This window comes from Nodosilinea sp. LEGE 06152 (assembly GCF_015207525.1).
Taxonomy (GTDB): Bacteria; Cyanobacteriota; Cyanobacteriia; order Phormidesmidales; family Phormidesmidaceae; genus Nodosilinea.
Genome location: NZ_JADEWR010000028.1, coordinates 1 through 26,064 on the forward strand (window position 1 = coordinate 1; position 26,064 = coordinate 26,064).

General features: G+C 57.7%; 22 protein-coding genes and 2 pseudogenes. 13 read left to right on the forward strand and 11 right to left on the reverse strand.

The window, feature by feature from the left end:
• Positions 1-185 precede the first annotated feature (185 nt).
• Complete coding sequence (locus IQ265_RS26030) at positions 186-980, reverse strand: methyltransferase domain-containing protein (protein WP_228038527.1); 795 nt, start codon at positions 978-980, stop codon at positions 186-188.
• A 155-nt stretch (positions 981-1,135) separates the two neighbouring features.
• Here IQ265_RS26030 and IQ265_RS26035 point away from each other — a divergent pair.
• Together IQ265_RS26035 and IQ265_RS26040 are read left to right on the forward strand one after the other, a co-directional pair.
• Positions 1,136-2,770, forward strand: a pseudogene (locus IQ265_RS26035) (glycosyltransferase family 39 protein).
• Positions 2,771-2,909: 139 nt separating this feature from the next.
• Positions 2,910-3,275, forward strand: coding sequence for a hypothetical protein (locus IQ265_RS26040; protein ID WP_194059018.1), 366 nt, complete (start codon positions 2,910-2,912; stop codon positions 3,273-3,275).
• Between the two features lie 113 nt (positions 3,276-3,388).
• On the opposite strand, the gene IQ265_RS26045 is transcribed toward IQ265_RS26040, so the two are convergent.
• Complete coding sequence (locus tag IQ265_RS26045) at positions 3,389-3,760, reverse strand: nuclear transport factor 2 family protein (protein ID WP_194059020.1); 372 nt, start codon at positions 3,758-3,760, stop codon at positions 3,389-3,391.
• Positions 3,761-3,799: 39 nt separating this feature from the next.
• On the reverse strand, positions 3,800-6,934 hold the full coding sequence (gene uvrA, locus IQ265_RS26050) for an excinuclease ABC subunit UvrA (RefSeq protein WP_194059022.1): 3,135 nt from the start codon (positions 6,932-6,934) through the stop codon (positions 3,800-3,802).
• A gap of 372 nt (positions 6,935-7,306) precedes the next feature.
• Between uvrA and IQ265_RS30415 the strand changes: the two are divergent.
• Positions 7,307-7,629 (forward strand): annotated as a pseudogene (locus tag IQ265_RS30415) (hypothetical protein).
• Positions 7,630-7,633: 4 nt separating this feature from the next.
• On the opposite strand, the gene IQ265_RS26060 reads toward IQ265_RS30415, so the two are convergent.
• From IQ265_RS26060 to petH, 3 genes are all read right to left on the reverse strand, one after another.
• Complete coding sequence (locus tag IQ265_RS26060; RefSeq protein WP_194059024.1) at positions 7,634-9,412, reverse strand: ABC transporter ATP-binding protein; 1,779 nt, start codon at positions 9,410-9,412, stop codon at positions 7,634-7,636.
• A gap of 412 nt (positions 9,413-9,824) precedes the next feature.
• Entirely contained in the window at positions 9,825-11,135 is a 1,311-nt protein-coding gene (locus IQ265_RS26065) for a homoserine dehydrogenase (protein WP_194059026.1), read from the reverse strand.
• Between the two features lie 109 nt (positions 11,136-11,244).
• A complete protein-coding gene (petH, locus tag IQ265_RS26070) occupies positions 11,245-12,504 on the reverse strand; it encodes a ferredoxin--NADP reductase (protein WP_194059028.1) in 1,260 nt (419 codons plus the stop codon).
• A gap of 745 nt (positions 12,505-13,249) precedes the next feature.
• Between petH and IQ265_RS26075 the strand changes: the two genes are divergently transcribed.
• Both IQ265_RS26075 and IQ265_RS26080 read left to right on the forward strand, forming a co-directional pair.
• The gene (locus IQ265_RS26075) at positions 13,250-14,254 is read left to right on the forward strand and encodes a phosphoribulokinase (RefSeq protein ID WP_194059030.1); all 1,005 of its coding nucleotides are present in this window, start codon (positions 13,250-13,252) and stop codon (positions 14,252-14,254) included.
• 111 nt (positions 14,255-14,365) lie between these two features.
• Positions 14,366-14,770, forward strand: a complete 405-nt coding sequence (locus IQ265_RS26080; protein ID WP_194059032.1) for a DUF2721 domain-containing protein — start codon at positions 14,366-14,368, stop codon at positions 14,768-14,770.
• A gap of 130 nt (positions 14,771-14,900) precedes the next feature.
• On the opposite strand, the gene IQ265_RS26085 is transcribed toward IQ265_RS26080, so the two are convergent.
• Positions 14,901-15,452, reverse strand: a complete 552-nt coding sequence (locus IQ265_RS26085) for a hypothetical protein (RefSeq protein ID WP_194059034.1) — start codon at positions 15,450-15,452, stop codon at positions 14,901-14,903.
• A 184-nt stretch (positions 15,453-15,636) separates the two neighbouring features.
• Between IQ265_RS26085 and IQ265_RS26090 the strand changes: the two genes are divergently transcribed.
• The 3 genes from IQ265_RS26090 to IQ265_RS26100 all read left to right on the forward strand — a co-directional run bounded on the left by IQ265_RS26090 (position 15,637) and on the right by IQ265_RS26100 (position 16,376).
• Positions 15,637-15,825, forward strand: a complete 189-nt coding sequence (locus IQ265_RS26090) for a CPXCG motif-containing cysteine-rich protein (RefSeq protein WP_106868614.1) — start codon at positions 15,637-15,639, stop codon at positions 15,823-15,825.
• Between the two features lie 119 nt (positions 15,826-15,944).
• Positions 15,945-16,190, forward strand: a complete 246-nt coding sequence (locus tag IQ265_RS26095; protein ID WP_194059036.1) for a hypothetical protein — start codon at positions 15,945-15,947, stop codon at positions 16,188-16,190.
• A gap of 33 nt (positions 16,191-16,223) precedes the next feature.
• Positions 16,224-16,376, forward strand: coding sequence for a hypothetical protein (locus tag IQ265_RS26100; RefSeq protein WP_194059038.1), 153 nt, complete (start codon positions 16,224-16,226; stop codon positions 16,374-16,376).
• An 83-nt stretch (positions 16,377-16,459) separates the two neighbouring features.
• Here IQ265_RS26100 and IQ265_RS26105 read toward each other — a convergent pair whose 3' ends face one another.
• From IQ265_RS26105 to IQ265_RS26110, 3 genes are all read right to left on the reverse strand, one after another.
• The gene (locus IQ265_RS26105; RefSeq protein WP_194059040.1) at positions 16,460-18,388 is read right to left on the reverse strand and encodes an iron uptake porin; all 1,929 of its coding nucleotides are present in this window, start codon (positions 18,386-18,388) and stop codon (positions 16,460-16,462) included.
• A gap of 139 nt (positions 18,389-18,527) precedes the next feature.
• Positions 18,528-18,653: a hypothetical protein gene (locus IQ265_RS29760; protein WP_255524003.1), complete on the reverse strand. Its 126-nt coding sequence runs from the start codon at positions 18,651-18,653 to the stop codon at positions 18,528-18,530.
• Between the two features lie 81 nt (positions 18,654-18,734).
• Positions 18,735-20,168 carry a nucleobase:cation symporter-2 family protein gene (locus tag IQ265_RS26110; RefSeq protein ID WP_194059042.1) on the reverse strand — a complete coding sequence of 478 codons (1,434 nt, stop codon included), beginning with the start codon at positions 20,166-20,168 and terminating at the stop codon, positions 18,735-18,737.
• A gap of 527 nt (positions 20,169-20,695) precedes the next feature.
• Here IQ265_RS26110 and IQ265_RS26115 point away from each other — a divergent pair.
• From IQ265_RS26115 to IQ265_RS26125, 3 genes are all read left to right on the forward strand, one after another.
• Positions 20,696-21,559, forward strand: coding sequence for a hypothetical protein (locus IQ265_RS26115; protein ID WP_194059044.1), 864 nt, complete (start codon positions 20,696-20,698; stop codon positions 21,557-21,559).
• A 100-nt stretch (positions 21,560-21,659) separates the two neighbouring features.
• Entirely contained in the window at positions 21,660-22,451 is a 792-nt protein-coding gene (locus tag IQ265_RS26120; protein ID WP_194059046.1) for a YoaK family protein, read from the forward strand.
• A gap of 262 nt (positions 22,452-22,713) precedes the next feature.
• Positions 22,714-23,154, forward strand: a complete 441-nt coding sequence (locus IQ265_RS26125; RefSeq protein ID WP_194059048.1) for a hypothetical protein — start codon at positions 22,714-22,716, stop codon at positions 23,152-23,154.
• A gap of 59 nt (positions 23,155-23,213) precedes the next feature.
• On the opposite strand, the gene IQ265_RS26130 is transcribed toward IQ265_RS26125, so the two are convergent.
• Positions 23,214-24,455, reverse strand: coding sequence for a DUF4336 domain-containing protein (locus tag IQ265_RS26130; protein ID WP_194059050.1), 1,242 nt, complete (start codon positions 24,453-24,455; stop codon positions 23,214-23,216).
• A gap of 196 nt (positions 24,456-24,651) precedes the next feature.
• On the opposite strand from IQ265_RS26130, the gene msrB reads away from it, so the two are divergent.
• Both msrB and IQ265_RS26140 read left to right on the forward strand, forming a co-directional pair.
• Positions 24,652-25,182, forward strand: coding sequence for a peptide-methionine (R)-S-oxide reductase MsrB (gene msrB, locus IQ265_RS26135; protein ID WP_194059115.1), 531 nt, complete (start codon positions 24,652-24,654; stop codon positions 25,180-25,182).
• A 302-nt stretch (positions 25,183-25,484) separates the two neighbouring features.
• Positions 25,485-25,931: a hypothetical protein gene (locus tag IQ265_RS26140; protein ID WP_194059052.1), complete on the forward strand. Its 447-nt coding sequence runs from the start codon at positions 25,485-25,487 to the stop codon at positions 25,929-25,931.
• Positions 25,932-26,064: the final 133 nt, after the last annotated feature.

Sequence of the window (26,064 nt, forward strand, 5' to 3'; positions counted from 1 at the left end):
ACCCCCAACGATAAAAACAGCCACAGCCGGTCCCTGAGCGAAGTCGAAGGGATGGCTATTTATAGAGCAAGTCCGAACTCCAAAAACCCTGGATCAACATAGGTATCCCGTAGGGGCAAACGGTTGTTTGCCCTGAACCAGTTGGGGGTTAGGCAACCAGGATTTAGGGCAAGGGTGCGAGGGGGTCAGGTGGCTTTCTCTAGGACGACGAGTAGGCGGGTGGCGAAGATTTGGGGCAGGTGGTCGCAGAGGCGATCGATTGCGGTCATCAGCGGCAGCCAGGCGGTGGGGTAGAGCTGGGGCTTAGAGTAGCCGCCGGAGGCGACGTAGGACAAGGCGGCGTAGCGCTGGGTGGTGACGACGCGAAACCCGTGTAAGTCTTGCTTGCCGGACTTTAGAAACAGGCGGCTGGCGTTGCCCTGGGCAGCGTAGTAGTCGATTTGGGTCGGTTTCCACCCTTGAGGAGCGTGCCACTGAATGGGCTGGTTTAGGGCCAGGGGTTCGGGGTGGAGCGCGCCGTAGACCAGCAGGCCCAGCAGGCTAGCGCAGGGCTCAAACAAAATTACCCGGCCACCGGGGGCCAGCACGCGATCGAACTCCTGCAGGGCAGTGCCGGGGTAGCGCAGGTGGTGAAACACGTCAAAAAGGATCAGATTTGAGAGGCTACCGGAGGCAAATGAGAGGGCGTAGGCATTCTCAACCCGATCGATCCAGGGGTTAGGAAAAATATCGGTGCGAATGCAGCCGGGGATCACCCGCTGAATATCGGCAACTCCAGACCCTAGCTCAACGGTGGGCTGGGGCAGCGGGGCCAGATGGCGGGCGATAGTTTGGTGAAAGGCTTTGTAAATGGCCCGCAGAGCCGGTTTCTTTTTCCAGGCGTCGGCATTTTTGAGATTTTTTTGATTGTGTCGATCGATGCTTTCCAGCGCCATTCCGTCGTCTGCCTCTCCCTTGAGCTTGGGGCTAGGCACCATCATAGGCGCTTATCTCTACTAGCCAAAGCGGTTGACTAACCCACTGGACTAACCCAGCCCTCCTAATGCCTCTATCTATAGTAGGGTGGGCAATGCCCACCACCTACCTCTGGCCCTTCACTCCCAGGTCTTCTTCGTAATAAAGCACCAGATTCGCCATGCCATTGTCCTCTAGCCCCGCCGCCCAACGATTTAGCCCCAGCAAATCCTCCCTTGCTCCCTACCTGGGGCTGAGCCTGTGGGTGGGCATTCTGCTGCTGTTGCGCAGCCCGCTGCAAAGCCTGATGCCCCACGACGAGGGCTGGTACGCCCAGCAGGCCCGGTGGATTGTGGAAACCGGCGACTGGATCACCCAGCCGTGGTGGGGTGCCCCAGTGCACGATCGCATGATGGGCATCCAGTGGCTGATTGCCGCTTCTTACAAGCTGTTTGGGGTGAGTGAGTGGTCGGCGCGGCTGCCGGGGGCGATCGCCTCTTGGGGCGCGGTCATGCTCACCTATGCGATCGGCCTGCGGTGTTTGACCCCGGCGATCGCCCTCTGGGGCGCGGCCATTCTGGCGGCCACCCCGATCTGGATGCAGGCCTCGCGGCTGGCCATTCAAGATGTACCCCTAACGGCGCTGGAGCTGCTGGGCATCTGGGCGCTGCTACAGGCCGAAACTCAGCCTAGGCGGTGGGGTTGGGGGTTTTTGGCGGGCAGCACGGTGGGCCTGGGCTTTATGCTCAAGAGCATTATGGTGATTCCGGTGGTGATGGCCCTGGGGCCGTACCTGGTGCTGGAGCACCGTCGCCACCGTCACCTGCTGAATCCAGGCCTCTATCTGGGCCTGGTGGCGGGCATGGTGCCCGCGATCGCCTGGATAGCCCTCAGCGTGCAGCGCTATGGCACCCTGCCGCTGGAGCGCACCTTTGGCCTGCTGGCCAACCTGGCCCAGGAAGACTTTCACAACGTTGGCCCCCTCTACTATTTTTGGAACATTCCCCTCAATGCTTTTCCCTGGCCGCTGCTGGCGGTGCCGGGGCTGTGGCTGGGGTGGCAGTCACCCTACCCGCGCAAGGCGCTGTGGTTGGGGTATCCGCTGGTGCTGTTTACCCTGCTAGCCCTCTTTAAAACCCGCACCTGGTACTATCCGCTGCAACTGCTGCCCTTTGTGGCGCTGCTAGCGGCTCTCACCCTAAGAACCCTAGGAACGGTCTACCGCACGGGACGACGACGGCGGCTGGTGGCGGGCTTGACCTGGGTTCTCGCCGGGATTGGGGCCGTGCTRGYSGSKGCGGKKRWMGYMGCSMTNNGCNTSCWWSMSNCWGWSSAWWSGKKTRRWKSNGGCTKTGGYKCWACSMTSNNTRGTGRCGRWNGMGGYKGRRSTSGRNTGNNGCTRNTGMYSSYAGGGGTTNACTGGCGCTCTAGAACCCAGTCGCGGCAGGCTGACTCAGCCCCGCTGTGGCAGGCCGGCTGGCTGCTGGGGCCGTGGCTGGCGATCGCGCTACTCTACGCTACGGGCCTATGGGGCAACTACAACCCCGATGTCAAGCTAGCGCTAACTACGCCTCCCCTTCAAGAAATCGTGGCCAATAACCCAGTTCACGCCATTGTCAACAGTATCAGCCTGGGTGATGAAGACGCGGTGTTGATCACCTTCTATACGCCTCAACCTGGTGTCGCGACCGACAATTGGCAAGCCCTAGCGCCGGGTAGCTACGCCTGGGTTGCCGTTCCAGACCTAGGGACGCTACCCGCCGAAACGATTCGCCTGGGCCAGGTGCGCGACTGGGTGCTGGTGCAAATTACTTAATCATTGGTTGAAGTATCCGTAGAGCTGGCAAAACCTAGTGTTGTATTAGATACCACTAGGGCAGTCTAGGGGTGAGGTCAATCGCTGGTCACAGGCCGGGCGCTGACCTGCATTTTTTATCACATTGGAGCACGAAATCATGGCTAAGTTTGGAGTGAAGATGACGGCAACGGTGGCCTTGGGCGCGATCGCCGTTGCGACGACGGCCACCATTGCCCAGGCGCAATCTCGCGTAGACTGGCTGCACCACGGCGAAACCATTACCTACGACGGTTACCTGCTAGCCGATGAGGCCGTCTTTGCCGCCTGCGATAACGACTGTGCCGACCTGGATATGTTTCTTTACGATGCTGCTACGGGTGAACTGGTAGCCTCAGACACCCTGGTCGATGCTGTGCCCGTGGTGGTGGCCCCCTACGAGGGCGATTTCTTGATTGAGGTGGTAATGGCCAGCTGCAGCCTCGAACCCTGCGAAACCTGGACAGATTCGGACGCTGGCTTTTAGGGAAGAGCTGAATTTCTCTCAAACCTAATTAAATGAAGAAAAAAGGCAGGGGCGATCGCCCCTGCTCTTTTGTTTGAGAAATTCCGTTGGGTTCACTGGGAAAAGTTGGGCCTCTATCCCCCATGAGGGAACGCTGGCAGGGGCAATCCGTTGAGACGCAAAAACGTCAGCTTGTCCCAATAGCCGCGCTGAAAGACGATTTTTCCGTCCAGAATGTGAAAAAAGCCACATCCTTGTAGACCCAAAGGATCGCGCCATTCGAGAATTGCCCACTCCCCGTCCTGGAAAATTTGCTCAACGATGCAGACCATGTCGGCCTGGGCAAACTCCGCCGAAAACATGTCGCGAATGGCATCGCGACCAACAACGGGCACATTGGCGACTTGATGGTTAACGGCATCGTCGCTGTAGAAAGCTGCTAAACCATCCGCATCGTGACGGTTAAACGTATCAACCCAAAGCTTGATGAGATCTCGCGGTTCCATGGCCGTCTATGGGTGCAGGTGTCTCCTAGTCGGTGTTGCCTAAGATACCGATGCCGCTTTATCCACAGCAGGGTGCTGCTCTAGCACCTTGGCCAGGTACTTGCCGGTGTAGGAGCCGGGCACCTGAGCCACCTCTTCGGGTGTGCCCACCGCGATTAGCTCGCCGCCGCGATCGCCCCCTTCCGGGCCCAGGTCAATGATCCAGTCAGAGCAGCGAATTACATCTAGGTTGTGCTCAATGGTGAGCACCGAGTTGCCCTTATCCACCAGGCGCTGCACCACGTCCAGCAGCTTGTGCACGTCGTAGAACGACAGCCCCGTGGTCGGCTCATCGATCAGGTACAGGGTTTTGCCGGTCGAGCGGCGGGCCAGCTCTGAGGCCAGCTTCATGCGCTGGGCCTCGCCACCGGAGAGGGTGGGGGCGGTCTGCCCCAGGCGAATGTAGCCCAGGCCCACGTCCACCATCGTTTGCAGGCGGCTGGCGGCCTGGGGAATATTCTCGAAAAAGGCCAGGGCTTCTTCGGCGGTCATGTTCAGCACGTCGGAGATATTTTTGCCCTTGTAGGTGACCTGCAGGGTGTCGCGGTTGTAGCGCGCCCCCTTGCACACCTCGCACTGCACGTACACGTCGGGCAAAAAGTTCATCTCAATGACGTTGACGCCCTGGCCGCCGCAGGCCTCGCAGCGCCCGCCCTTAACATTGAAAGAAAACTGGCCCGCCTTGTAGCCCCGCGCCTTGGCCTCGATGGTTTCGGTGAACAAGTTGCGGATCACGTCGAACACGCCGGTGTAGGTGGCGGGGTTAGAGCGGGGTGTGCGGCCAATCGGCGACTGGTCGATCACAATTACTTTGTCCAGCGCCTTCAGCCCGTCGAGCTTGTCCATGTGCTTGGGGAAGGGTACCTTGCTGCCAAAGTGGTGCTGCAGCGCGGGGTAGAGAAGCTCGTTGATCAGGGTCGATTTGCCAGAACCCGAGACGCCAGTAACGCACACTAGCGCCCCCAAGGGAATGTCGATATCCAGGTGCTTGAGGTTGTTGCGGTGGGCATTTTTGAGGGTTAGCGATCGCCCGTTGCCCGGTCGCCGCGACCCTGGGGTAGGGATAGAAACTCGCCCCGATAGGTAGGCCCCGGTGAGGGAATCCTTGGCGGTCATCAGGGTTTTGAGATCGCCCTCGGCGACGATCGCCCCGCCGTGAATACCCGCTCCAGGACCAATATCGACTAAGTGATCGGCGGCCCTAATCGTGTCTTCGTCGTGCTCGACCACGATCAGAGTATTGCCCAGGTCGCGCAGGCGGGTGAGGGTGTTGAGCAGGCGATCGTTGTCGCGCTGGTGCAGACCAATGCTGGGCTCGTCGAGCACGTAGAGTACGCCCGTGAGGCCCGAGCCAATCTGGGTGGCCAGGCGAATGCGCTGGGCCTCGCCACCGGAGAGGGTCATCGCCGTGCGGTGCAGGGTGAGGTAGTCGAGGCCGACATCCATCATGAACTGGAGGCGGGCGCGAATTTCGCGCAGTACCAGCGCCCCGATCTGGAGCTGCCGGGCCGAGAGCTTAGGCGAATTGCCCTCTTCGCCCACCACCTCTTCGCCTACCAAAATGCGAATGCGCTTGAGGCACTCGCGAATGGAGACGTTGGTGAGGTCGCTGATCGAGTGAGGGCCAATGCGTACCGCGTTGGACTCGGGTTTGAGTCGGGTGCCCCGGCAGACCTCGCAGGTCTGGTCGATCAGGTACTTTTCGAGCTTTTGCTTGTGCAGCTCGGAGGTGCTGTCTTTGTACTGGCGATCGAGGATGGGCAGCACGCCCTCGTACTGGCGGTGGTAGCCCTTGCGATCGCGGTAGCGCGAGTCGGACTCAATGTAGATTTTCTCATCGCTGCCGTGGAGCACAATGTGCTGCTGCTCGGGGGTGAGCTGGTCCCAGCGGCTCTGGATTTCAAAGCCGAAGGCCTGGCCGACGCTGTAGAGCAGGGAGAAGTAGTAGGTGTTGTCTTTCTCTGACCAGGGGGCGATCGCAGCATACACCGGCAAGGATGGATCCGGCACCACCAGCTCGGCGGAAAACGTCCGCAGGCTGCCTAAGCCGTGGCAGTTGGGGCAGGCCCCGTAGGGCGAGTTAAAGGAGAACAGCCGGGGCGACAGCTCTTCCATGACTGCACCGTGCTCGGGGCAGGCGAAGTTTTCCGAAAAGACAAGCTCTTTGGGCAACCCGTAGCTGCCCTCGGCCTCAGCCGCCTGGGGCAGACGATCTGAGATTGACACCACATTGCTGCCGGGAGCCGGGGCCTCGGCGGTTTGGGGCTTGTCCGACAAGATCTCAATTACCGCGATCCCCTCCGATCGCTTCAGACAGGTACGCAGCGAATCGGCCAGTCGGTCCTCCAGCCCTTCTTTTTTAACCAGGCGATCGACCACCACCTCGACATTGTGGCTGTAGTTTTTGTCCAGCTCGATATTGTCAGTCAGCTCCCGCAGCTCCCCATTCACCCGCACCCGCACAAAGCCCTCGGAAGCCAGGCTGGAGAGCAGCTTTTTGTGGGTGCCCTTTTTGCCCCGCACCACCGGGGCGAGAATCTGGAAGCGGGTGCGATCGGGCAGTTCCATAATCCGATCGATCATCTGGTCGATGGACTGGGGGGAAATGCTGCGATCGCAGTGGGGGCAGTGAGGGTCGCCCGCCCGCCCGTAGAGCAAACGCAGGTAGTCATAGATCTCAGTAACCGTGCCCACGGTGGAGCGGGGGTTGTGGGAGGTCGATTTTTGGTCGATGGAAATGGCCGGGCTCAGCCCCTCGATCGCATCCACATCAGGCTTATCCACCTGGCCTAAAAACTGGCGGGCGTAGGCGCTGAGTGACTCCACGTAGCGGCGCTGCCCCTCGGCAAAAATGGTGTCAAAGGCCAAAGACGACTTGCCCGATCCCGACACCCCCGTAAACACAATCAGCTGATTGCGGGGAATCTCTAGATCCAGGTTCTTGAGGTTGTGCTGGCGCGCCCCGCGAATGCGAATCACATTGTCGTCGATGGCGGCGTGGTGGTGGGCCAGACCTGGGGTGGAGCTATCGGTTCGGGCGCTGTTGCCATTTTGAGAATGAGCACCATCCTTGCTGGACGCTTGGCCTTTTTTAGCGGCGGCGGTTTTCTTAGCAGAAGCGTCCGATTTGGGCATGTCTGGGGGCTTGGTGACAACGCATGTACCAATTTAACATTTTTCAATACTTGTCAAGGTTTGAACAACCTAGCGGGCAGGGCAAACGCATACTCGGCGAGTAGGGATACTAATGGATAAGTTTGACATCGAGGCTATCCATGTCCCCTTCAGTGCCACCGACCGATTCACTGTTAAGCCACTTTGGGGGTCTAGAGGATCCTCTAGACCCCCAAAGTGGCTTAACAGTGAATCGGTCGGTGGCACTGAAGGGGACATGGATAGCCTCGATGTCAAACTTATCCATTAGTATCCCTACTCGCCGAGTATGCGTTTGCCCTGTGGTACAACCGTGGAGGTATGGCCAGGGTAGCCGTTCTAGGGGCAGCCGGGATGAAGACAGCTATGTCAATTCCTGATGGGGTGTTTGAGGCGGCGGCAATCGCTCAGCAGTTGGGGGTGTCGCGCAGTGAGTTGTATACCAATCGTCCATGCCGCTAGCGCGGCACCCCCAACGATAAAAACAGCGATAGCCGATCCCTGAGCGAAGTCGAAGGGACGGCTATTTATAGAGCAAATCCCTCCAGGCATATTTAAAGAAATACAGCCGGAAGCAAAGGCTGCAACAGCTGAATCAGGTCTATTCCGAAGAATCGTCTGAGCTTGACCCCGTGCTGGCGAAAATGCAGACCATGACGCTGGCCCACGAGTTGTAATGCCCTATCTCAAGCCCGACTGCACCCGCCATAGGCTGGCGTAGATGCCGTTCATTTCTAGCAACTCCTCATGGCGGCCCCGCTCAACGATCTCGCCGTAGGCCATTACGTAGATGCAGTGGCAGTGGCGAATGGTGGAGAGGCGGTGAGCGATCGCCAGCGTAGTCCGGCCCTGGGTAATTACCGCCAGCGATCGCTGGATCGCTGCCTCGGTCTCGTTATCTACCGCTGAGGTGGCCTCATCCAGCACTAAGATGGGCGGGTCTTTGAGAATGGCGCGGGCGATCGCCAGGCGCTGCCGCTGTCCCCCCGAGAGCTTCTGCCCCCGCTCGCCCACAATGGTGTTGTAGCCCTCGGGCATTTGAACGATAAACTCGTGGGCCTCCGCCAGCTTAGCGGCGTGAAGAATTTCGTCGGGGGTGGCGTCAAAGCTGCCGTAGGCGATATTCTCGGCCACGGTGCCCGAAAACAAAAACACGTCCTGGCTGACCAGGCCGATACAGCGGCGCAGATCCTGGGGCAGCAGGTCTTGAATCTCTTGGCCATCAACCAAAATGCGGCCCTGCTGAGGCTGATAAAAGCGCAACAGCAGCTTGACCAGGGTGCTCTTGCCCGAGCCGGTAGCTCCCACCACACCAATACTCTGCCCGGCAGGGATGTGCAGCGACAGATTTTTCAGCACCGGCTGGCGACTGGCGTAGGCAAAGCTGACATTCTCGTAGCGCACGTCGCCCTTCACTTGCTCCACCGGCAGCGGATTGCGCCCCGGCACCAGCTCAATCGGCTCATCCAGCAGGCCCAGCACTCGGCGCACCGAAGCCATCGCCCGCTGGTACTCATCCATAATTTCGCTCAGCTGGGTAAAGGGCCACAGCAGCCGCTGCACAATAAATACCAAAAAGCCGTAGGTACCTGCCGACAGACTGCCGTTGGCCACCGCCATACCACCCAAATACAGCATGGCGGTAAAGCCCACCAGAATTACAATGCGAATTAGCGGCACAAAGGCGGCACTGAGGGCGATCGCCCGGCGGTTGCTGCGGCGGTAGGCATCGCTATCCTGGGAGACGCGATCGCGCTCGTACCCCTCCGCCGTAAAGCTCTTGATGGTGGCAATGCCCGATAGGTTGTTGGCCAACCGCCCGCTGATCAGCCCCGCCTTGTCGCGCACCTGGGCGTAGCGCGGAGCCAGCCGCCGCTGAAACGCGATCGACCCCCCCAGCACAAAGGGAATCGGCAGCATCGCCATCCACGACACCTCTGGGGCCAAGATCAAAAACGTCGCCCCCACCCAAATCACTGTGGTAAAAAACCGCAGTAGGTTGTGCGCCCCAGTATTCAAAAACCGCTCCAGCTGGTTGATGTCGTCGTTAAGAATCGACAGCAGACCGCCTGTGCTGCGGTCTTCAAAGTAGCTGAGATCTTGCGCTTGCAGGTGGCTATAGGTGTCAACGCGCAGGTCATGCTGGAGGTTCTGGGCCAGGTTGCGCCACAGCCAGGCATAGATATACTCGCTCAGCGACTCCAGACTCCAGATCAAAAACGTCAGCGCCGACAACACCCCCAGCTGCCCCGCAATGCTGGTGATCCCCACCTGGGCAATCAGCGAGTTTTCGGTGTTTGTCACCACATCAATGGCAATACCAATCAGGTAGGGCGGAGCCAGGTCAAAGATGGTGTTGAGAATGGAATTGGCGATCGCACCCCAAATCTGCGGCCGGTAGTTGCGCCCGTAGCGCAACAGCCGTTGTAGCGGGTGCCTTGCTGCTTGAATACTGGCCATAGATGCCCTAACTGCAAAGGCTAATAGTGTAACCAACCCAAGATCGGTTTTGGATTTTGGATTGGCGATTTTGGATTTGCCCCAAGTCAGAATGACCACCGTCGTAATGTAGAAGGTGGGCATTGCCCACCCTACGATCAGCCAGTTCATTGCATCAAAGCTGCCAATCGGTCAATTTGCAAAACAGACGTTTAAACCGATGATCGGTCAATCCTTTCCGTGAGGTGCAGGACGACGGAACGTCCTGCTCGATGGGGGTCTGGGGCCAGCGAAATGGCCCCAGCAGTAGATTTGGCTTTTGCCCCCAATTGTGCACCGCTCAGCCAGCAAGATACCCGACACCGTAGGCGGTGCATTGCGGCCCTTAAATCTTGAACAACGCTCCTAGGTAGGGTCTGGCCGCGAATGCACCCTACAGCACCCGCAGCACGCTCGCCACGCTGTGGATCTCCCCATACTCCCGCAGCTCATTCAGCGCCGTCTGAAAATTCGCCTCCGTCACCTCGTGACTCACAATCACAATCTCCGCCCGCGTCTCGTGCTGCCCAATCTGCACAATCGACTCCAAACTCACCTGGTGACGACCAAAACAGGTGCCCAGCTTACCAATCACCCCTGGCGCATCCTCCGCCAGCAGCCGCACATAAAAGCGGCTGACAATATCCGCCATCGGGCTGACCTTGCAGTAGTGCTGATGACTACAGGCCAGCAGCGGGTTGGTCGCTTGAGGCGTCGTCCCCGCCCGCAGGTTCGCCGCCAGGTTCAGCAGATCAGACACCACCGCACTGGCCGTCGGTCCTTCCCCCGCCCCCGGCCCAAAAAACATCACCTGCCCAATCGGCTCTCCCTCAATCAGAATCGCGTTATACACATCGTTCACCGAAGCCAGCGGGTGGGCTACCGGCACCAGCGTCGGATGCACTCGCAGCTGCAGCTGATCCATCGCTTGCTCTGAGGTTTCGTCAAACTCGCCGTCGCGGCGGGCGATCGCCAGCAGCTTAATCACAAACCCCAGCCGCTCAGCGTAGGCAATATCCGCCGCCGTCACCTGGCGAATGCCCTCGCTGTACACCTCCGACAGCTTAATGCGCCCCCCAAAAGCCAGCGACGCCAGAATCGCAATTTTGTCGGCGGCGTCCAGCCCGTCCACATCCGCCGTGGGGTCGGCCTCCGCGTAGCCCAACCGCTGGGCATCGGCCAAAATTGGCTCAAAGTCGCCCCCCTCCCGCTGCATGCGAGTGAGGATATAGTTGGTGGTGCCGTTGATAATCCCCGTCACCGCCCGAATGCGGTTCACCCCCAGCGCCTGCTTCAGCGGCTGAATCACCGGAATGCCGCCCGCAACCGCCGCCTCCAGCAGCACGTACACCCCCGCCTGATTAGCGGCGGTAAAAATCTCATCGCCGTAGCGGGCGATTACCGCCTTGTTGGCCGTCACCACATGCTTGCCGTGGGCGATCGCCTTGAGTATCAGCGATCGCGCCGGTTCCAGCCCCCCCATCACCTCTACCACCGCGTCGATGGTGGGGTCAGCCACAATGCTCTCTAGGTCAGTGGTGAGGCGATCGCCCTCAATCGCCACCGATCGCGGCTTATCCAAACTCCGCACGCCCACTCTAGCCAGCTCTATCTGCCCCACCAGCGGGTGGCGATGGGCCGGGTCGAGCAAAATCTTGGCCGTTCCCGACCCCACCGTTCCCAGCCCCAGCAAACCGACACGCATAGCCTGACTTCCTTAACCGCGATCGCCATGCCCAATTGTAAAGGGATTGCTGCTAGGCAAAAAAAAGAAGGACCGAATTGGCCCTTCTTTTTTTTGCCTAGCGCGCGACCTAGTAGGTTTCCACGTGCCAGCGGTGCTCTTTCTTCATCTGCTTGCGGAACTCGATCCAGTCAACGCCGTGCTTGGTGGCTTCAGACGACATCGCATCATCGATACCGTCTTCCATCCCTTTTAGACCACACATGTAGGTGTGGGTATTGGGCTTCTGCATCAGCTCCCACAGTTCAGCGGCGTGTTCGCCTACCCGGTGCTGAATGTACATGCGGCCCCCCTCAGCATTTTGCTGCTCACGGCTGATAGCGTAGGTGAGCTTAAGGTTGTCAGGGTACTGCTCCTGCATCTGCTCCAGCTCCTCTTTGTAGAGGACATTGCCGGTATAGGCTACGCCAAAGATCAGCCAGGCCAGGCCCTTGAACTGGTATTCAGGGTTCTTCTGGCGCTCAGCTTCCTTAAACATGCGCCACAGGTAGGCGCGGAAGGGGGCAATACCGGTGCCCGTCGCCAGCATGATAATAGTGGCCTCCGGGTCGTCGGGCAGCAGCATCTCTTTACCGACTGGCCCGGTGATTTTCACATCGGCCCCAGGCTCAATGCCACACAGAAACGTTGAGCAGGTGCCGTAGACAGTTTCGCCCGACTCAGGGTGCTTGTACTCGAGCTGGCGCACACAGAGCGACACGGTTTTATCGTCCATGTGGTCGCCGTGGCGAGTTGAAGCAATGGAGTACAGGCGCAGCTTGTGGGGCTTGCCCTTGTCGTCGGTGCCATCGGGAATAATGCCAATACTTTGGCCTTCCACGTAGTGCAGGTCGCCCTGAGACAGATCAAAGGTAATGTGCTGCACAATACCCGTTCCGCCTTCTCGAACTAGCGGCTCATTCGACAACACCTTGCCGACGTAGGGGCTGTTGGGCTTGTAGAGGTTAATGGGCACGCTGGCAGCGGCCTTGGGTGCGGCTTGAGTCATGGGCTTGTTGTTAGTTTGGGTTGGCGCGGTCTCTGCTGGGGCAGCAGCTTCGGCGGGCGCAACCACGGGAGCCGTAATGGGCGTAGGCTCAGCAGCGTTAACGGTACCCACCTCTTCAATGGGTCGAATGCTGACAATCTTGCCGCCCATGCGGGTAATGCGCTGCATTTCCTGGTTCATACGGTCGTAGGGCACTGTGATGAAAACACTGCCACTCTTGCGAATGGGGTTATTCATCTGGTCGGTTTCTGCGTTTTGACGCAGGCCCTGCACCTCGTATAAAAACAAACGGCTTCCGGCCACAGTACTGGCGTTGCCGCCGCTCACACTTGGATTGTACATATCTAAAATTCAGTGACTCTCTAGACCCAACTAAGTGCGACGGAGGCACACCGTCATGACCCGTCGCATACCTTCTAATGCGCCTGCTCGACCAGCCATAGGGCCAACCCAGAGACGGTGACATCAGAAATGCTTTTAGCTTAGGGTATCACTGTAAGACGGTGTAATACTGAGGGTTGAGAGATATAGCAGACCGGGGGCCTGCATTTAGCTCCGCATCCAGCCAATGCCCCAGTGAATGGTTGCACTCTAATAACATCCTGCGGGAAAGATTGTGTTCTTTGCAGCAGTGAGCGTTAAGTTAATCTAAAAATCTCTCTTCAGGCTAAAACCCTCAGCTGCTGCTGCTCAGCCGATCCCCCGCTAAAAACTGTTGTGAAGGATACTGGCTTCTGATAGGATGAACCTAATCGCGGTAGAAATACTTATCCGCTGGGCCGGCTCCATGCCATTGGCGGTTTAGCTGGTTTAGGGAGGGTAGGAAGTGTCGACGCTTAGGCTAGGAGCTTTTTAGTTTTAGCTGCATGGGCGACGGTGCTTGGCCCCTAGGGGGAAGGCTAGCTTCTCTGGTCAAGCCGCTTGGGCTTCACGACCGCGACATTTACAGGTAATGTGCCGCTTGGGGCGATCGCCCTAGAGCATGGGGTGTGAGAACCAGGCCAGAGCCACCTCTGGGGTTGGTGAATCCTTTGCTATGTTGCAACGCTGGGTTCTATTTTTATAGAAGGTTGTTTAGAGGGAACTTATGATCAGCAAGCCAGACAAAGTAGTTCTAATTGGTGTCGCCGGCGACTCTGGATGCGGCAAGTCTACGTTTCTACGACGACTGAGCGATTTGTTCGGCGCTGAATTCATGACCGTCATCTGCCTAGATGACTATCACAGCCTCGATCGCAAGCAGCGCAAGGCGGCTGGCGTTACCGCCCTCAACCCTGAGGCCAACAACTTTGACCTCATGTATGAGCAGATCAAAGCGCTGAAAGAAGGCAAGAGCATTGATAAGCCCATTTACAACCACGAAACCGGCGAACTCGACCCCCCCGAGCGGGTCGACCCCAACCGCATTGTCGTAATCGAAGGACTACACCCCCTCTACGACGAGCGCGTGCGTGAGCTGCTTGACTTCAGCGTCTACCTCGACATCAGCGATGAAGTCAAAATCGCCTGGAAAATTCAGCGCGATATGGCCGAGCGTGGCCACACCTACGAAGACGTGCTGGCCTCCATCAATGCCCGTCGCCCCGACTTCGAAGCCTATATCGACATTCAAAAGCAGTATGCCGACGTAGTGATTCAAATCCTGCCCACCCAGCTAATTCCCAACGATGAGGAGAAGAAGGTGCTGCGGGTGCGCCTCATGCAGCGCGAAGGTATTGAGGGCTTCGACCCCGTCTACCTGTTTGATGAAGGTTCCACCATCGACTGGATTCCCTGCGGGCGCAAGCTCACCTGCTCCTACCCGGGCATTCGCATGCACTACGGTCCCGACTCCTATTACGGGCACGAGGTGTCGGTGCTAGAGGTGGACGGTCAGTTCGATCGCCTTGAGGAGATGATCTACATCGAGAGCCATCTCAGCAACACCTCTACCAAGTACTACGGCGAAATGACCGAGCTGCTGCTCAAGCACCGCGAGTACCCCGGTTCTACCAACGGTAGCGGCCTGTTCCAGGTGCTGGTGGGTCTCAAAATGCGCGCCACCTATGAGCGCCTGACCGCCGCTAACCGCGAAGTCGCCACCACCGCATAACCGCTACGTCAAGCTATCTTGATGTGGTTGTCTGGCTTGCCGGTTTAACTTCATCTGTCTGGCCTAACTAAGAGAGGATATCCATGGGGATGTCCTCTCTTTTTGGTTGTTATGGAACTTACGACTCCGGCCCTGCTGTTTCCAGCTATTTCGCTGCTGCTGCTGGCCTACACCAACCGCTTTTTGGTGCTGGCTCAGCTCATTCGTCAACTGCACAGCTCTGAGCGCGACTATTTTCAAAGCATGGTGCAGCGCCAGATCTCAAATCTGCGCCAGCGCATCGCCCTGATTCGTCTGATGCAGGCGCTGGGAGTGTCGAGTTTTATTGTTTGCACCCTGTCCATGCTGGGGTTGTTTATCAACCAGCAGCGGCTGGCGGAAGCCCTGTTTGGCCTGAGCCTGCTGCTGCTGGTAGCTTCGCTGCTGACCTCGCTCTACGAAATTGCAATCAGCACCCGCGCGATCGAGGCAGAGCTGGCCGATATCGACGCCAAATGCCGCTACCCTAAAGCCTAAATCGATGGGATAGTGGCACTATCTCTTGCCGGTTGAGCCAAACCCGGCAGTCGAGCACCGTCAAAACCCGATAGTTGAGCGGAGTCGAAACCCGCTGACTGAGCGGAGTCGAAGTCAGCAGGTTTCGAAACTACTGGGTCTTCAGCGTCAGGGTTTGGTTGGGCTCAACTACGACCACCCGCTGGGCGGTCGTGTTGCCAATGATGGCCCCAGCCGCAGCCCCACCAAGAATACTGCCGATGGATACCCGACCGCTGAGAATGCCGCCAACGGCAGCCCCGCCTGCGGCCCCAATGCCGGCATCGGTCAGAATAGCCCCAGTGCTGGTTTCCCTGGGGTCTTTGATGTCGCGCAGCAGCTCAGAGGCGGCGTTGACGGGGTAGACCTGGTTGCCGACTTCAACGGCGGTAGCGACGTAGCGCACCCCGCCCTCGGCAGGCTCAAACCGACCGCGAACGATCGCACCCGCTGGAATACTGCGGCCGTTTAGGCTGGTGGCTGCCCCCACCCGCAGGGTTTGCTCGACGGTGGCATTGGTGTTGAGATAGAGCGTTTCGCTGTTGGGGGTCACCGCTTGAATGGGCGACGACACAAACAGCTGCGCCTGGGTAATAGGGGCCTGAGCCAGAGTGCCGACGGGCATTACCGCTAAGGTTAGAGCCGCTAGGTGACTTACTTTCATCACAATCTCCAGAAACGGAATTGAGGTTATAGGGGTGCCTTGTTCGTGAAGCGGGCACAGAGACAGCGGGAATGATAGGTTAGTTAGGCCGATAAGGCCCGCGATCGCTCAAAGATTACCTCTGAATGTGAAGACGGCCCGCTAATTCAAATGTTCCTACCCAACCGCGATCTTCCTGCTGTCTATGCAATCTACCGCTGAGTATATCTGTGCCTTTTGCGGCGAGCCTAACACCACGTTTGTCGATCTCTCCGCTGGGCTGACCCAGACCTACATTGAAGATTGCCAGGTGTGCTGTCGGCCCAACCAGCTCTACGTCACGGTAGACGATGTTTCGCTAGATATCGATATTGCCACAGACTTCGTGGAATAGCGCTGAGAGTTTGGATATCAAAGCATTTCTGTTGCGCCTGGGCAGCTAGCCGGGCTGGCCTTGGGTATGCTGGGCGGTGGTAGCGATCGCGCAGCGATTAAGACATCGACGCCCGCACGGTGCTAGCCGCCCTCACCATTGAAAAACTCAACCCGGCGATCTATACCTGTGCCCAGATGCTCGATCGCATCAACGACATCGAGCTCAAGGCCGCTGGTGTAGACGATGTGATCGTGGCCGACGAAATCACCAGCCACATTATTGCCACCTCGGCCCGCGCCCAGGGGTCTGTGGAGGTGCTGGCAGAACTGCTGACGGTGCAGGTGGGCAACCAAATTTACAAAGTTCCGGTGCCCCCCAGCTGAGTCGATTTACCGTTTTGGCAAGCCGTAGACCGCATGAAACACCGGCAAGATGCGCTGCCTATCGCCGTCGAGGTGAGTCAACCCAAGCGCCGCACCCTGGTCAACCCTCCCGCCAACTACCGACTGGCCGACAGCGATCAGCTGGTGGTGATTGCCCGCAAAATGCCGGCAATGGCTAAAGACTAAAAAAAGCCCCACCAGTTAATTGATGGGGCAAAGGCACGGTTTACTGTCTGTTGAAGGCTCTATCTTTAGCAGCACGGCGAAGCTTAGAAGAGAAGCTGCGCCTGCATATTGAAGATGAAAATATCAGGATTGGTGCTGAAATTGTTGGCGTCCATAATCCAGATGGCGGAGGGCATAAGGTAGAGGTTTCGGTTCACCGGATAGCGGTAGACCAGCTCTAGCTCCTGCTGACGACCGCCGTTGCCCCCGCCGGAAACCAGAAACTGACGACCGCTGATGACGCTAAAGGGCACCAGGTAGGAGATCGTCGCCTGCGCCCCTTCCTTAAACAGGTTGGGGAAGGCCACGCCAAACTGAAAGGATTGAGCATCGATGCTGCCCAGGGAGGCACGGGTAGTGGCCGAGGTCAGGTCAACGCTGCCGTAGGTGTAGCGGCCAAATAGACCGAGCCAGTTCAGCGGTGTCCAGTCGAAGTTCACCAAAAAGGTGTCGGCGGGGGCGTTGGTCAGCGCTCCGCCAGCCCCATCGTCGGCCAGACCATAGATCGGTTCACCAAAGGTGCCGCCGACTCGGCCCAGGGCGTCGGGGGTCAGGTTAGAGCGGGTGTACAAAAATCGCAGGTTGAAGTTGTTGAAGGGCCTGATCCCAACCTGCCCCGTGAGGGTGCTGGTGCCGCCAAACAGGCCAATGCTGGGGTCGCTGGGGGCCTTGTTCCCGCCGATAAACTCGGTGTTTTCTGCCAGGTAGCCCACCCGCACATCGAGCCAGTCGGTCACATTCCACACAGCGATCGCCCCTGTGCCCCGGTCTACGGCGTTGACCTGGGTGCCGCCGCTGGAGTTAAAGCTGTTGGCTCCGGTTAAAAAGAAGGTGTAGCGGTTGTTGTCGAAGTAGCTGTACCAGTTGACGCGGGGGCCAACGTCGACGGTAATGCTGTTGCCCACCGGAAAGGCGTAGCTCAGCTCGCGGATATAGACATCGAAGTTGTTGCCGGGCACCCCGCCCTGAAACTGAATAGGGGTGCCAAAGGTATTAAACAGCCCCGATGAGGTCCAAAAGTTGCCGACGCCGGTGCCGCTGCCGCTGACCAGCTGGAGCTTGAGGCGATCGGCCCCGCTGAAGGAGGTGTCTAGGTTGAGCCAGAGATAGTTGGCGACGGTAATACCGGGGTCGCCAACCACGGTGCGTGTTGCCGGTACACCGCCCACCCGCGTGCCGGTTTCGGCCAGCACGTTGCCATTGGAGAAGCCGCCGCCGATGTTAGAAAATACCTGACCCCGCAGCTTGGTGACGGTGGAAAACTGCTGGGCTCGCAGTTCTGCCGTTTCGGCCTCTAGCTGATCGACTCGACCACCCAGGGAGGCCAGTTCAGCGGCAAACTCTTCCTGAAGGCGGCGGATGACAGCTAGATCCTCCTCTGAAACGCCCGTGCCCAGGGTGCTGACAATGACATCTAGGCAAGCATTGAGGCCAGCGGCAAACTCAAACCGGGTGAGGGATCGCTGCCCCCAGAAGGTGCTGTCGGGGTAGCCCTGAATGCAGCCGTAGCTTTCGACCAGGTTGCTCAGCGCCTGGAAGGCCCAGTCGGAGGGCAGCACGTCTGAAAAATCGCTGACCTGGGTGACCTGAGCCAGGCCGTCAGCGGCTACCGGCTGTACCGTGGCGTCGTCGGCTAAACTGGCTTCGAGATCGTCAACTCGAAACATGCCGGTGGCACTCGGCTCGATCGCTGGCAGGGGGTCAGCCGCCAGCAGAGCACCTGCCGTATCGGGAGCGTGGGGCGCAGTTTCAGCAATCGCTAGCCCTGCATCTGCCTCTCCCGCATTCTCGAACGCGACAGGTTCAAAAGCAGCGGCGATCGCCGCCTCACTGCTTTCCAGCGGTTCAGCCGCAGGCTCACCGGCGATCGCCGCCGTCGCTGACAGCAGCAGCACCGCAGTCGCCACCAAACTGCGCCCGCAGCTCTCCAAACAGAGGCGCGCCGCAGCCCGCCCAAACAGAACGTTCACCATCAATTTTCCTCACACCTAAACACATCCACACGTTCGTCGGCCCTTGGGAACTATTTGGGCGGAAAACCGTCAAAACCTTTAGGCCCAAAAGCTCCAAGGTGATGAGAAACGGAGTCAAAAAACCAGGCAATTCTCCAGTTCACCCGGTCTGCCCTGCCGTCGCCGACCTCTCAAACTCGTCCACAACTGAGACGCCATCGGGTGCGCCATCGGTTTGGTAAAGCCGACGCTGGCTACCCACAGCGGCTCGGTGATTCACCGCCATTCGGCGCAGAATCCAAAAAAATTATGGTTTCTGTCACCAAAGCAGTTTGAAAGCCCCTTTGATGACAGAACGAAACATTCCCTAGGCCTCAGAAAGCTCTGGGCTGGTTTTCGTTGCTACTCTGGGCCGCCCAGGCAGCAAAATGTTCAGCAGAATAGCCGTTAGACCACCGGTAGAAATACCCGAGGAAAACACGTTTTTGATTAGGGCGGGTTTATCGGCAAAGATATCGGGGGAGTAGACCACCCCCAGCCCCAGTGCCAAAGAGACCGCCACAATCACGGCAGAGCGGCGATCGAGCCCGGTAGAGGCCACAATGTTTAGGCCTGCTGTCGCGATCGAGCCAAACATAACCAGCGTGGCTCCGCCTAGAACCGACTGCGGAATGACCTGAAAAACACCGCCAACAATGGGAATCAGGCCCAGGATGGCGAAGATACCCGCCACGTAGAAACCCACATAGCGGCTGCCGACCCCAGTCATTTGAATCACGCCGTTGTTTTGGCTAAAGGTGGTGTTGGGGAAAGTATTGAACACCGCCGCAATGGCCGAGTTGACCCCGTCACCCAGCACCCCGCCCTTGATGCGTCGGAAGTAGAGCGGGCCAGAAACCGGTTCGCCCGACACCGCCGAGGTCGCCGTCAGGTCGCCAATGGTTTCAATAGCGGTGATGACGTAGAGAATAACAAAGGGTGCAAAGGCTGCGAAGTTAAAGTCTAGGCCGTAGCGCAGGGGCAGCGGTAGACGAATCAGCGGCAGGGTGCTGAGGGAGCTAAAGTCAACCAGGCCCAAAACGATCGCGATCACGTAGCCGACCACCAGACCAATGGCGATCGCCCCCATGCGCAAGAAGCGGTTTTGCGACAGGGTGAGGGATACTACAATTGCCAAAACGAGACCGCCCAAAGCCAGGTTTTGGGTACTGCCAAAGGTCTCACTCGCGATCGCAGGGGCACCGCCCGCCAGGCTAAAGAAGCCGGTCTTGATCAGGCTAAGGCCAATGATCATGACCACCGTACCGGTCACTACCGGAGTAATAATCTGCTGCAGCAGGTGCAAAAATCGGCTCAGAATGATCTCAATCGCGGAGCCAAAAAAGCAAACGCCAAAAATTAGCGCCAGCGCCTGCTCAGGGGTGCTGCCGCTGGCGATCGCTGCCGTACCGACGCCAATTACTGGCCCTAAAAACGCAAAGCTGGTGCCCTGCAGGCTCAGCAGACCAGACCCAACTGGTCCAAACCGGCGACACTGAATGAATGTACAGATGCCGCTGGCAAACAAGGACATGCTAACAATAATGCCGGTGTCGGCAGGGCTTACCCCCAGGGCCCCACAGATCAACAGCCCTGGAGTAATAATGCCGACAAAGGACGCCAGCACGTGCTGAATGGCCACAAAAATGGATTCTCCAACCGGCGGCTTATCGTTCAAACCGTAGATCAATTCAGACTGAAAACTAATTCTGTCGCCGTCCATCTCCTGCGCGATGGTGCTTTCGCGGTCTGCCTGTGCCATGTACCCTCCCAAATTGTTTTTGTAAAATGCAAAATGCTGGGCTTTGCGACCTAACAAAGAATTACAACCAAAAATGCGTTTGTTTGTTCACTGAGATACAAATGAAAGGGCTTTGCAGCCGTGCTTAACCGAACTTAAGCAAACCCGCTAATTTTCCCTCCTGGCAGCTAACCTCCTTTTCAAGACAAAAGAGCCGATACTCAAGACCACGGCCTGAATACGGTGTACTGTATACAAATGCTCTAGGATGTTATAGAAGTAAAGACCTGGTGTGTTCTGTAGTTAAGAGCACAGGACGTCATAACTCTGTCTGATGCAGGATGGCGTGTAGGCCAAAAATCTTCCCTAGGGAGGGTGTGCTCTAAATTTATGCCTTCAAAAGATATTAAAAACGGTGTGGACGCTAACAAAACACCCCTGCCTCTGCCATATAGGATGGGGTGTTAAGTCGGTCATCAGGATCCTAAACTGCGCCCGGCCGCTTCTTAGAAGGTTTTAAGAAAGATTCTGAAAGGTTTTCAAGATTCATGACCAAAGGTTTGAAAGCACTACTGGAAGCCTGCCTGCTGGGCCTATTGCTGCTGCCCGGTGCCCCAACGTGGGCTGACAAGGTCGCTGAGCCTCTGGTCTTTAAGGCTGGTGAGGGTGCGATCGCAGTGCTCTCAATTTACGAAACTGACCCCACGACCCAGGTCGACGCGGTCAAATCGTTCTACAAAACTACCAAGCCGTTCTACAAAACCATTCCCGGCTTCTACGGGCTGGCGCTTTTCTCTAGCGTGGATGGGTTGCGGGCGCTAGAGCTGAGCCAGTGGGCCGACCAGGCTAGCTACGACGCCTTTCAAAGCTCACTGATCAGCGGCGATGGCGGTGGCGACAGCAAAGACTACAAAAAGTACTACGAACAGTACGTCGAGGGTGGCTCCAGCGGCTACAAAGATGAAGGCCAGGGCAAAGCAAGCGTCAGCCTAGGAGCCCCCAGTCTGACCACCGTGTTTACCATTGACCAAGCGGTATCGCCGCCGGGTATGGTGTCGGCAATTCCGGGCAGCACGGCTCTGGTGCAGATCAGCGACTTTGCCACCAACACCCCTGAGCAGCAGACCAGCCTGATGGCGGCGGCCCAGGCGGCTCTGGCAACCATTCCCCAACTTTACCCCGCTCCGCGCACCGCCATTTTGCTCAGGGGTATCGATGCGCCGCACATTGCCCTCCTAACCCACTGGGGCAGCGCCGCTGAGTTTAGCGACCCCAGCCAGGTACCTCAGCTAGTTCTACCGACGGCTCAGCCCAACGGGGAAGAGGCTGCGGCGATCGCGTTTACAACCGACAGCCGCCTGTACCAGGCAATTAAGATCATTACTCCCAAAGCTGACTATGGCAAGAGGTAATACCGTTATGTCTGCTACCGACGGCGGGCAGGCAACGGCCCATGATAGCCCTAGAGTTAGAACTTTGTTGTGTTACCGCTGCACAGTTTAGATAGTTACCATGGTTGCGAGTTCTCCGACTAAATCTGAGTTTAGCCTTGGCGGCTACCTGCTCAGCGATGGCCCAGCCGGGTTTATGCTGAGCTGGGTGGCGGGCTTTGTAGATACCTCGGCCTTTATTATTTTGTTTGGCATTTTTACTGCTCACGTGACCGGCAATATTGCCCTGGCTGGGTACGAGTTTGTGCAGTCCGATGAGGAATCCACCATTACTCACCTGTTAATGTTTCCGGCTTTTATGGTGGCGGTGGCAGGCACATCTCTGCTGGCGCGGTACGCCCGCAAGAAAAACTGGCCTGTATTCGCAGTTTTGCTAACGGCTGAGGCGATCGCCCTGACTGTTTTTTTGATTGTGGGAGTCAACCTTTCCCCGGCGTTAATGTTCAATATCCAGGAGGAATACATTCTGCCAATTGGCATTGCGGGGGTGATTGCGATGGCGATTCAAAATGCTCTAATGAAAGAGGCAAAAGGGGTGTTCAAAAGCTACATTCCTACCACCGTCATGACCGGCAACACAACCCAGCTCACCATTGATTTGGTGCAGGTGGCCGTCTCCAAGTTTGCCCCTGCCGGGGATGAAAAAGCGGCCCTAGCAGCCGCTGAATCGGTTGAGCGAATGGGTCGTATTTTGCCCATTCTGGTAGGTTTTGCTCTGGGAGGCTTGGGGGCTACTTACTTTGTGTTAATTTCTGAAACCTGGTGGAGTCTGGTCATTCCGGTGATTGTGATATCGTTTATGGCAGTTATAGCCTTCTCAGAGCATTTTAAGCGTGTTGCTGAAGATCGCTAGTCGCTTTACTCCAGACTTATTTAATGGCGGGCACAGCTCATGCTTGCCCCAGCGTTGTATTTACTAGTACGGAGATTGTTTCAGCATGTTACGAAAGCTTTTAGCTGCTGCGCTATGCCCATTGCTGTGTACGCTATTGTCAGTAACCCTGATCGCTAGCCCGGTTAGCGCTAAGCCGTTTCCATTTGCGCTGCCGCTCTTTGAAAATGTTGATTTGACCACGGAGCAGGAAACTCTAGTTGAGGAGCTACGCTCTAAGTACGTGCCCCAAATTGAAAGTATTCTTTTCCCCGAACAGCGAGAGAAGTTTGAGCAGGCCGTTCAAAACGGCTCCAGCCTGCGCAAAGCATTTAAGACAATGGCGCTGACCACGGAGCAAAAAACCGAGCTGGCCGCCACCTTGAAAACCGTCCCCAAGGGGAATTTGTTTGCAGCCCTCACGCCCGAGCAGAAGAAAGAGGTCTTTCTAAATAAGAAAGACATGTTTATGCCGACTCCCGACGAAATCGCTGCGCGCATCAAGGCCGGTATGGAGAGTAAAGCCTCCTTCGCCCCCGACGCGACGGGGTCTGACATGTCTCCCACCCCAGACGAAATTGCCGAAAAAATAAAGCTGGGCTTTGAAAAAAAGAAAGAGTTTATGCCCAGCCTTGAGGACATTAAGGAGAAAATTTCTGCCCAGATGGAAGCTATGGTCGAGTAGGTTTGGTCGGGCAACAGCACCGCCCCTAACGTCCCTAAGTTTTCTTTTGCAGAGGCCGTTTAAGCCTCTGCTTTTTTGTCGCTAGGTTTTTTATCAATCGCGGGCGCGGGCTGGCGCGGACGAGAAATACCTCGGCTTAGCAGGAGCCCCTCGATTTGGCGTAGCAGGCCGAAATCGGCATTGGGCAGGCTTTGATTGGCCTCTGCGACCGGCCCGGCGTACAAGAACTGGAACGCCGCCAAAAACTGCTCTGGAGTCGCGCTGATGGGCGCTGCCAAGTGGGCTGGAATGATGCGCTCAAACTGCCAGCTAGCCACCCTTTTGGCCCAGTCTAGAACGTCCTGGGGGCCACGGTTAAAGATCAGCGTTTGCAGAATGGGGGCCACCTGGAGCTGACCGTGGTTGTGCAGGGCCTGAAACGACTGGGGCCAGTCGGGCCGCCAGCGAAAGGGGTAAAAACCAAAGTAGTGCTGGCGCGATCGCACGGGTGCCTGCTTGGCCTCTTTCAACATCTCCCCAGTGGTTGCCACCTCTAGCGTGCTGGGGCAAAAGTAAAAGGCAAACAGGGCAATGCGCTGCCATCCCTTGCGTCGATTGGCTGGGGTATCGACAATGGCATCGGTGGCGCTGTCGCGAGCATGGAACAACAGCGGAAAGGGGTTGACTTGCACGATCGCGGGAGGCTCTTCTGGCACCGCCACGATCGCATCGGTCAGCAGCAGGGTGCGGCTGGCCCGGTGAAAGCAGGCGGTTTCTCCAAACGGCCCCAGGCCTAGGTCGATAGGGGGCAGCACGGCGTAGTCGACCTGGTCGGCAAAGGGAGCCTGGGAGCTGTCGGCGGGCAGCATGTGGGTGCGATCGCGCGGCAGCCCCAGCCAGGGCAGCGGCAGATTGAGCGGGAAGCTCCACTGGTTGGGGGTGACATAGACCTGGGCCTGGGGAAATCGCCGGGCAAAGGGGCCGACAAAGACCTTGTGCTCAATGCCCGTCACCGTGGACATAATGATGTACTTAACCGGACCGAAGCGCTCCTCTAGCTCACGCAGCAGGGCGATGCACTCTGGGGTGGGGGCCACCGGGGAGTACACCAGCAAACCCGTCGGCTCTAGCCGCACCACCGTCATGCGAATGGGCACCACGACGTAGAAAATGCCCTGAAACTGCTCAAAGGTCCAGACGGTGTCTTTGACCACCTCGACCCGCAGCGTTGGGCGCTGGCCGTAGGGGTAAAGCGGTACCACTGGCCAAAACGGCCAGGTGTGATCGCGGCGTTTAGAGGGGGCAGAAGCGATAGCTGACATAGAGGCGGAGCGGCAATCCCTGGGGGTATCACTGATAGTCATAGCGTACTAAAGAACCGAGGGTTCAGGGGATTTGGGGCAAATTCTCACGGGGTTATCAGCGTTGCCTGGGGCAGATACGTTAAGTTAAATAAAACGAGCCGCTGGGCGATTGCCCGCCTCACGTTACCTAACCCACCGATGGTTTGACCTCGACATGAAGCGACGCAAGCTCCTGGAAGCCGGGACCGCCGTGGTTGGCGGCACCTGGCTGTTGAATAACTTCACCGCCGAAATTTTTTCCAAGCAAGTCAATTCCCAATCAGTAGACACCATGGCAACCTCCAACGAGCAATTTACCGTCAACAAAACCGAAGAGCAGTGGCGCGAACAGCTCACCCCCGAGCAGTTTCGGGTGCTGCGTCAGCACGGCACCGAGCGGGCCGGGTCTAGCCCCCTCGACAAGATCTATGAACCCGGCGTGTTCAAGTGCTCAGCCTGCGGCACACCGCTGTTTACCTCCGACACCAAGTTCAACAGCGGCACCGGCTGGCCTAGCTTCTACGCGCCGATCGAGGGTGCGATCGCAACCACCGTCGATCGCTCCTTCTTTATGACCCGCGTTGAGGTGCACTGCGCCACCTGTGGCGGCCACCTGGGCCACGTGTTTCCCGATGGGCCTGCCCCCACCGGCCAGCGCTACTGTATGAACGGTGTTTCCCTAGAGTTTGTGCCCGAACAGGCCTAGTACAGCGTCAATCCTAAACATTAGGGTTCTCGTAGGTGGGGTGCGCGGTGTAAGGTGTACGGTCCACGGCAGTCCTTGAACCGTACACCTTGTATCCTGCACCCTTAGACCGTTAGAGCCTGTCACAATCAGGTTGGTCAAGTACTAGGTCGCCGTTCTGTGTTTTAGGTGCTGTAGCCCCCTGCCTTAACTTGCTGGTTGAGGTGGGGGGCTTTCTGTTGCAAATCTCGTAACCCCCAGTCGTAGGCACAGGCTCGCTCCCTAAAATGGCAACAGTTAGTTAGCTATAGAAGGAGACGATGATGAATAGGCAATCTTTGTGGCAGCGGTGGTCTGGCCTAGCCGCTGGCGTCAGCTTACTGGTTGTGGGTGTGGCCTGGATGCCTGCCGTCGATGCCGATACCGCCGGGAGCAACCTGGCCCAGAGCGAAGCCAGCTCTGCGCTACCCGAGATCTGGCAACCGGCTAGCGCAGAGGATGAGGCGCTGGTTTGGCAGTTTGTGCTGCAAAGCCCACTGGGGGTGGCTGCGCTAAACCAGCTGGCGATCGAAGGGTTTATCAGCCCTGTTTGCGAAAAAACGCTGTATACCCACGTAGAATATGGGTCGTTTCAAACCCTATTGCAGGTGCAGTGCCCCACGCCGGGCGGCGTTTCTACGGCCCGCGCCTACGACGAAATGCGCGTTACGTTTAACCGATTTGAAGACACAATTAACGACTTCTCGGTTGAGCGTATCTATGTAGATTGATTCGGTATGGCTGGATCAGCCGTAGGGGCCAGGGGCTGGGCCAGCGGCGAGGGAGCAACTTTTCAGCCGTTGATCGGGCGGAATGCTGTGGGGAAACAAACCTTGGGAACGAAGGATTAACATCGCAAATGGC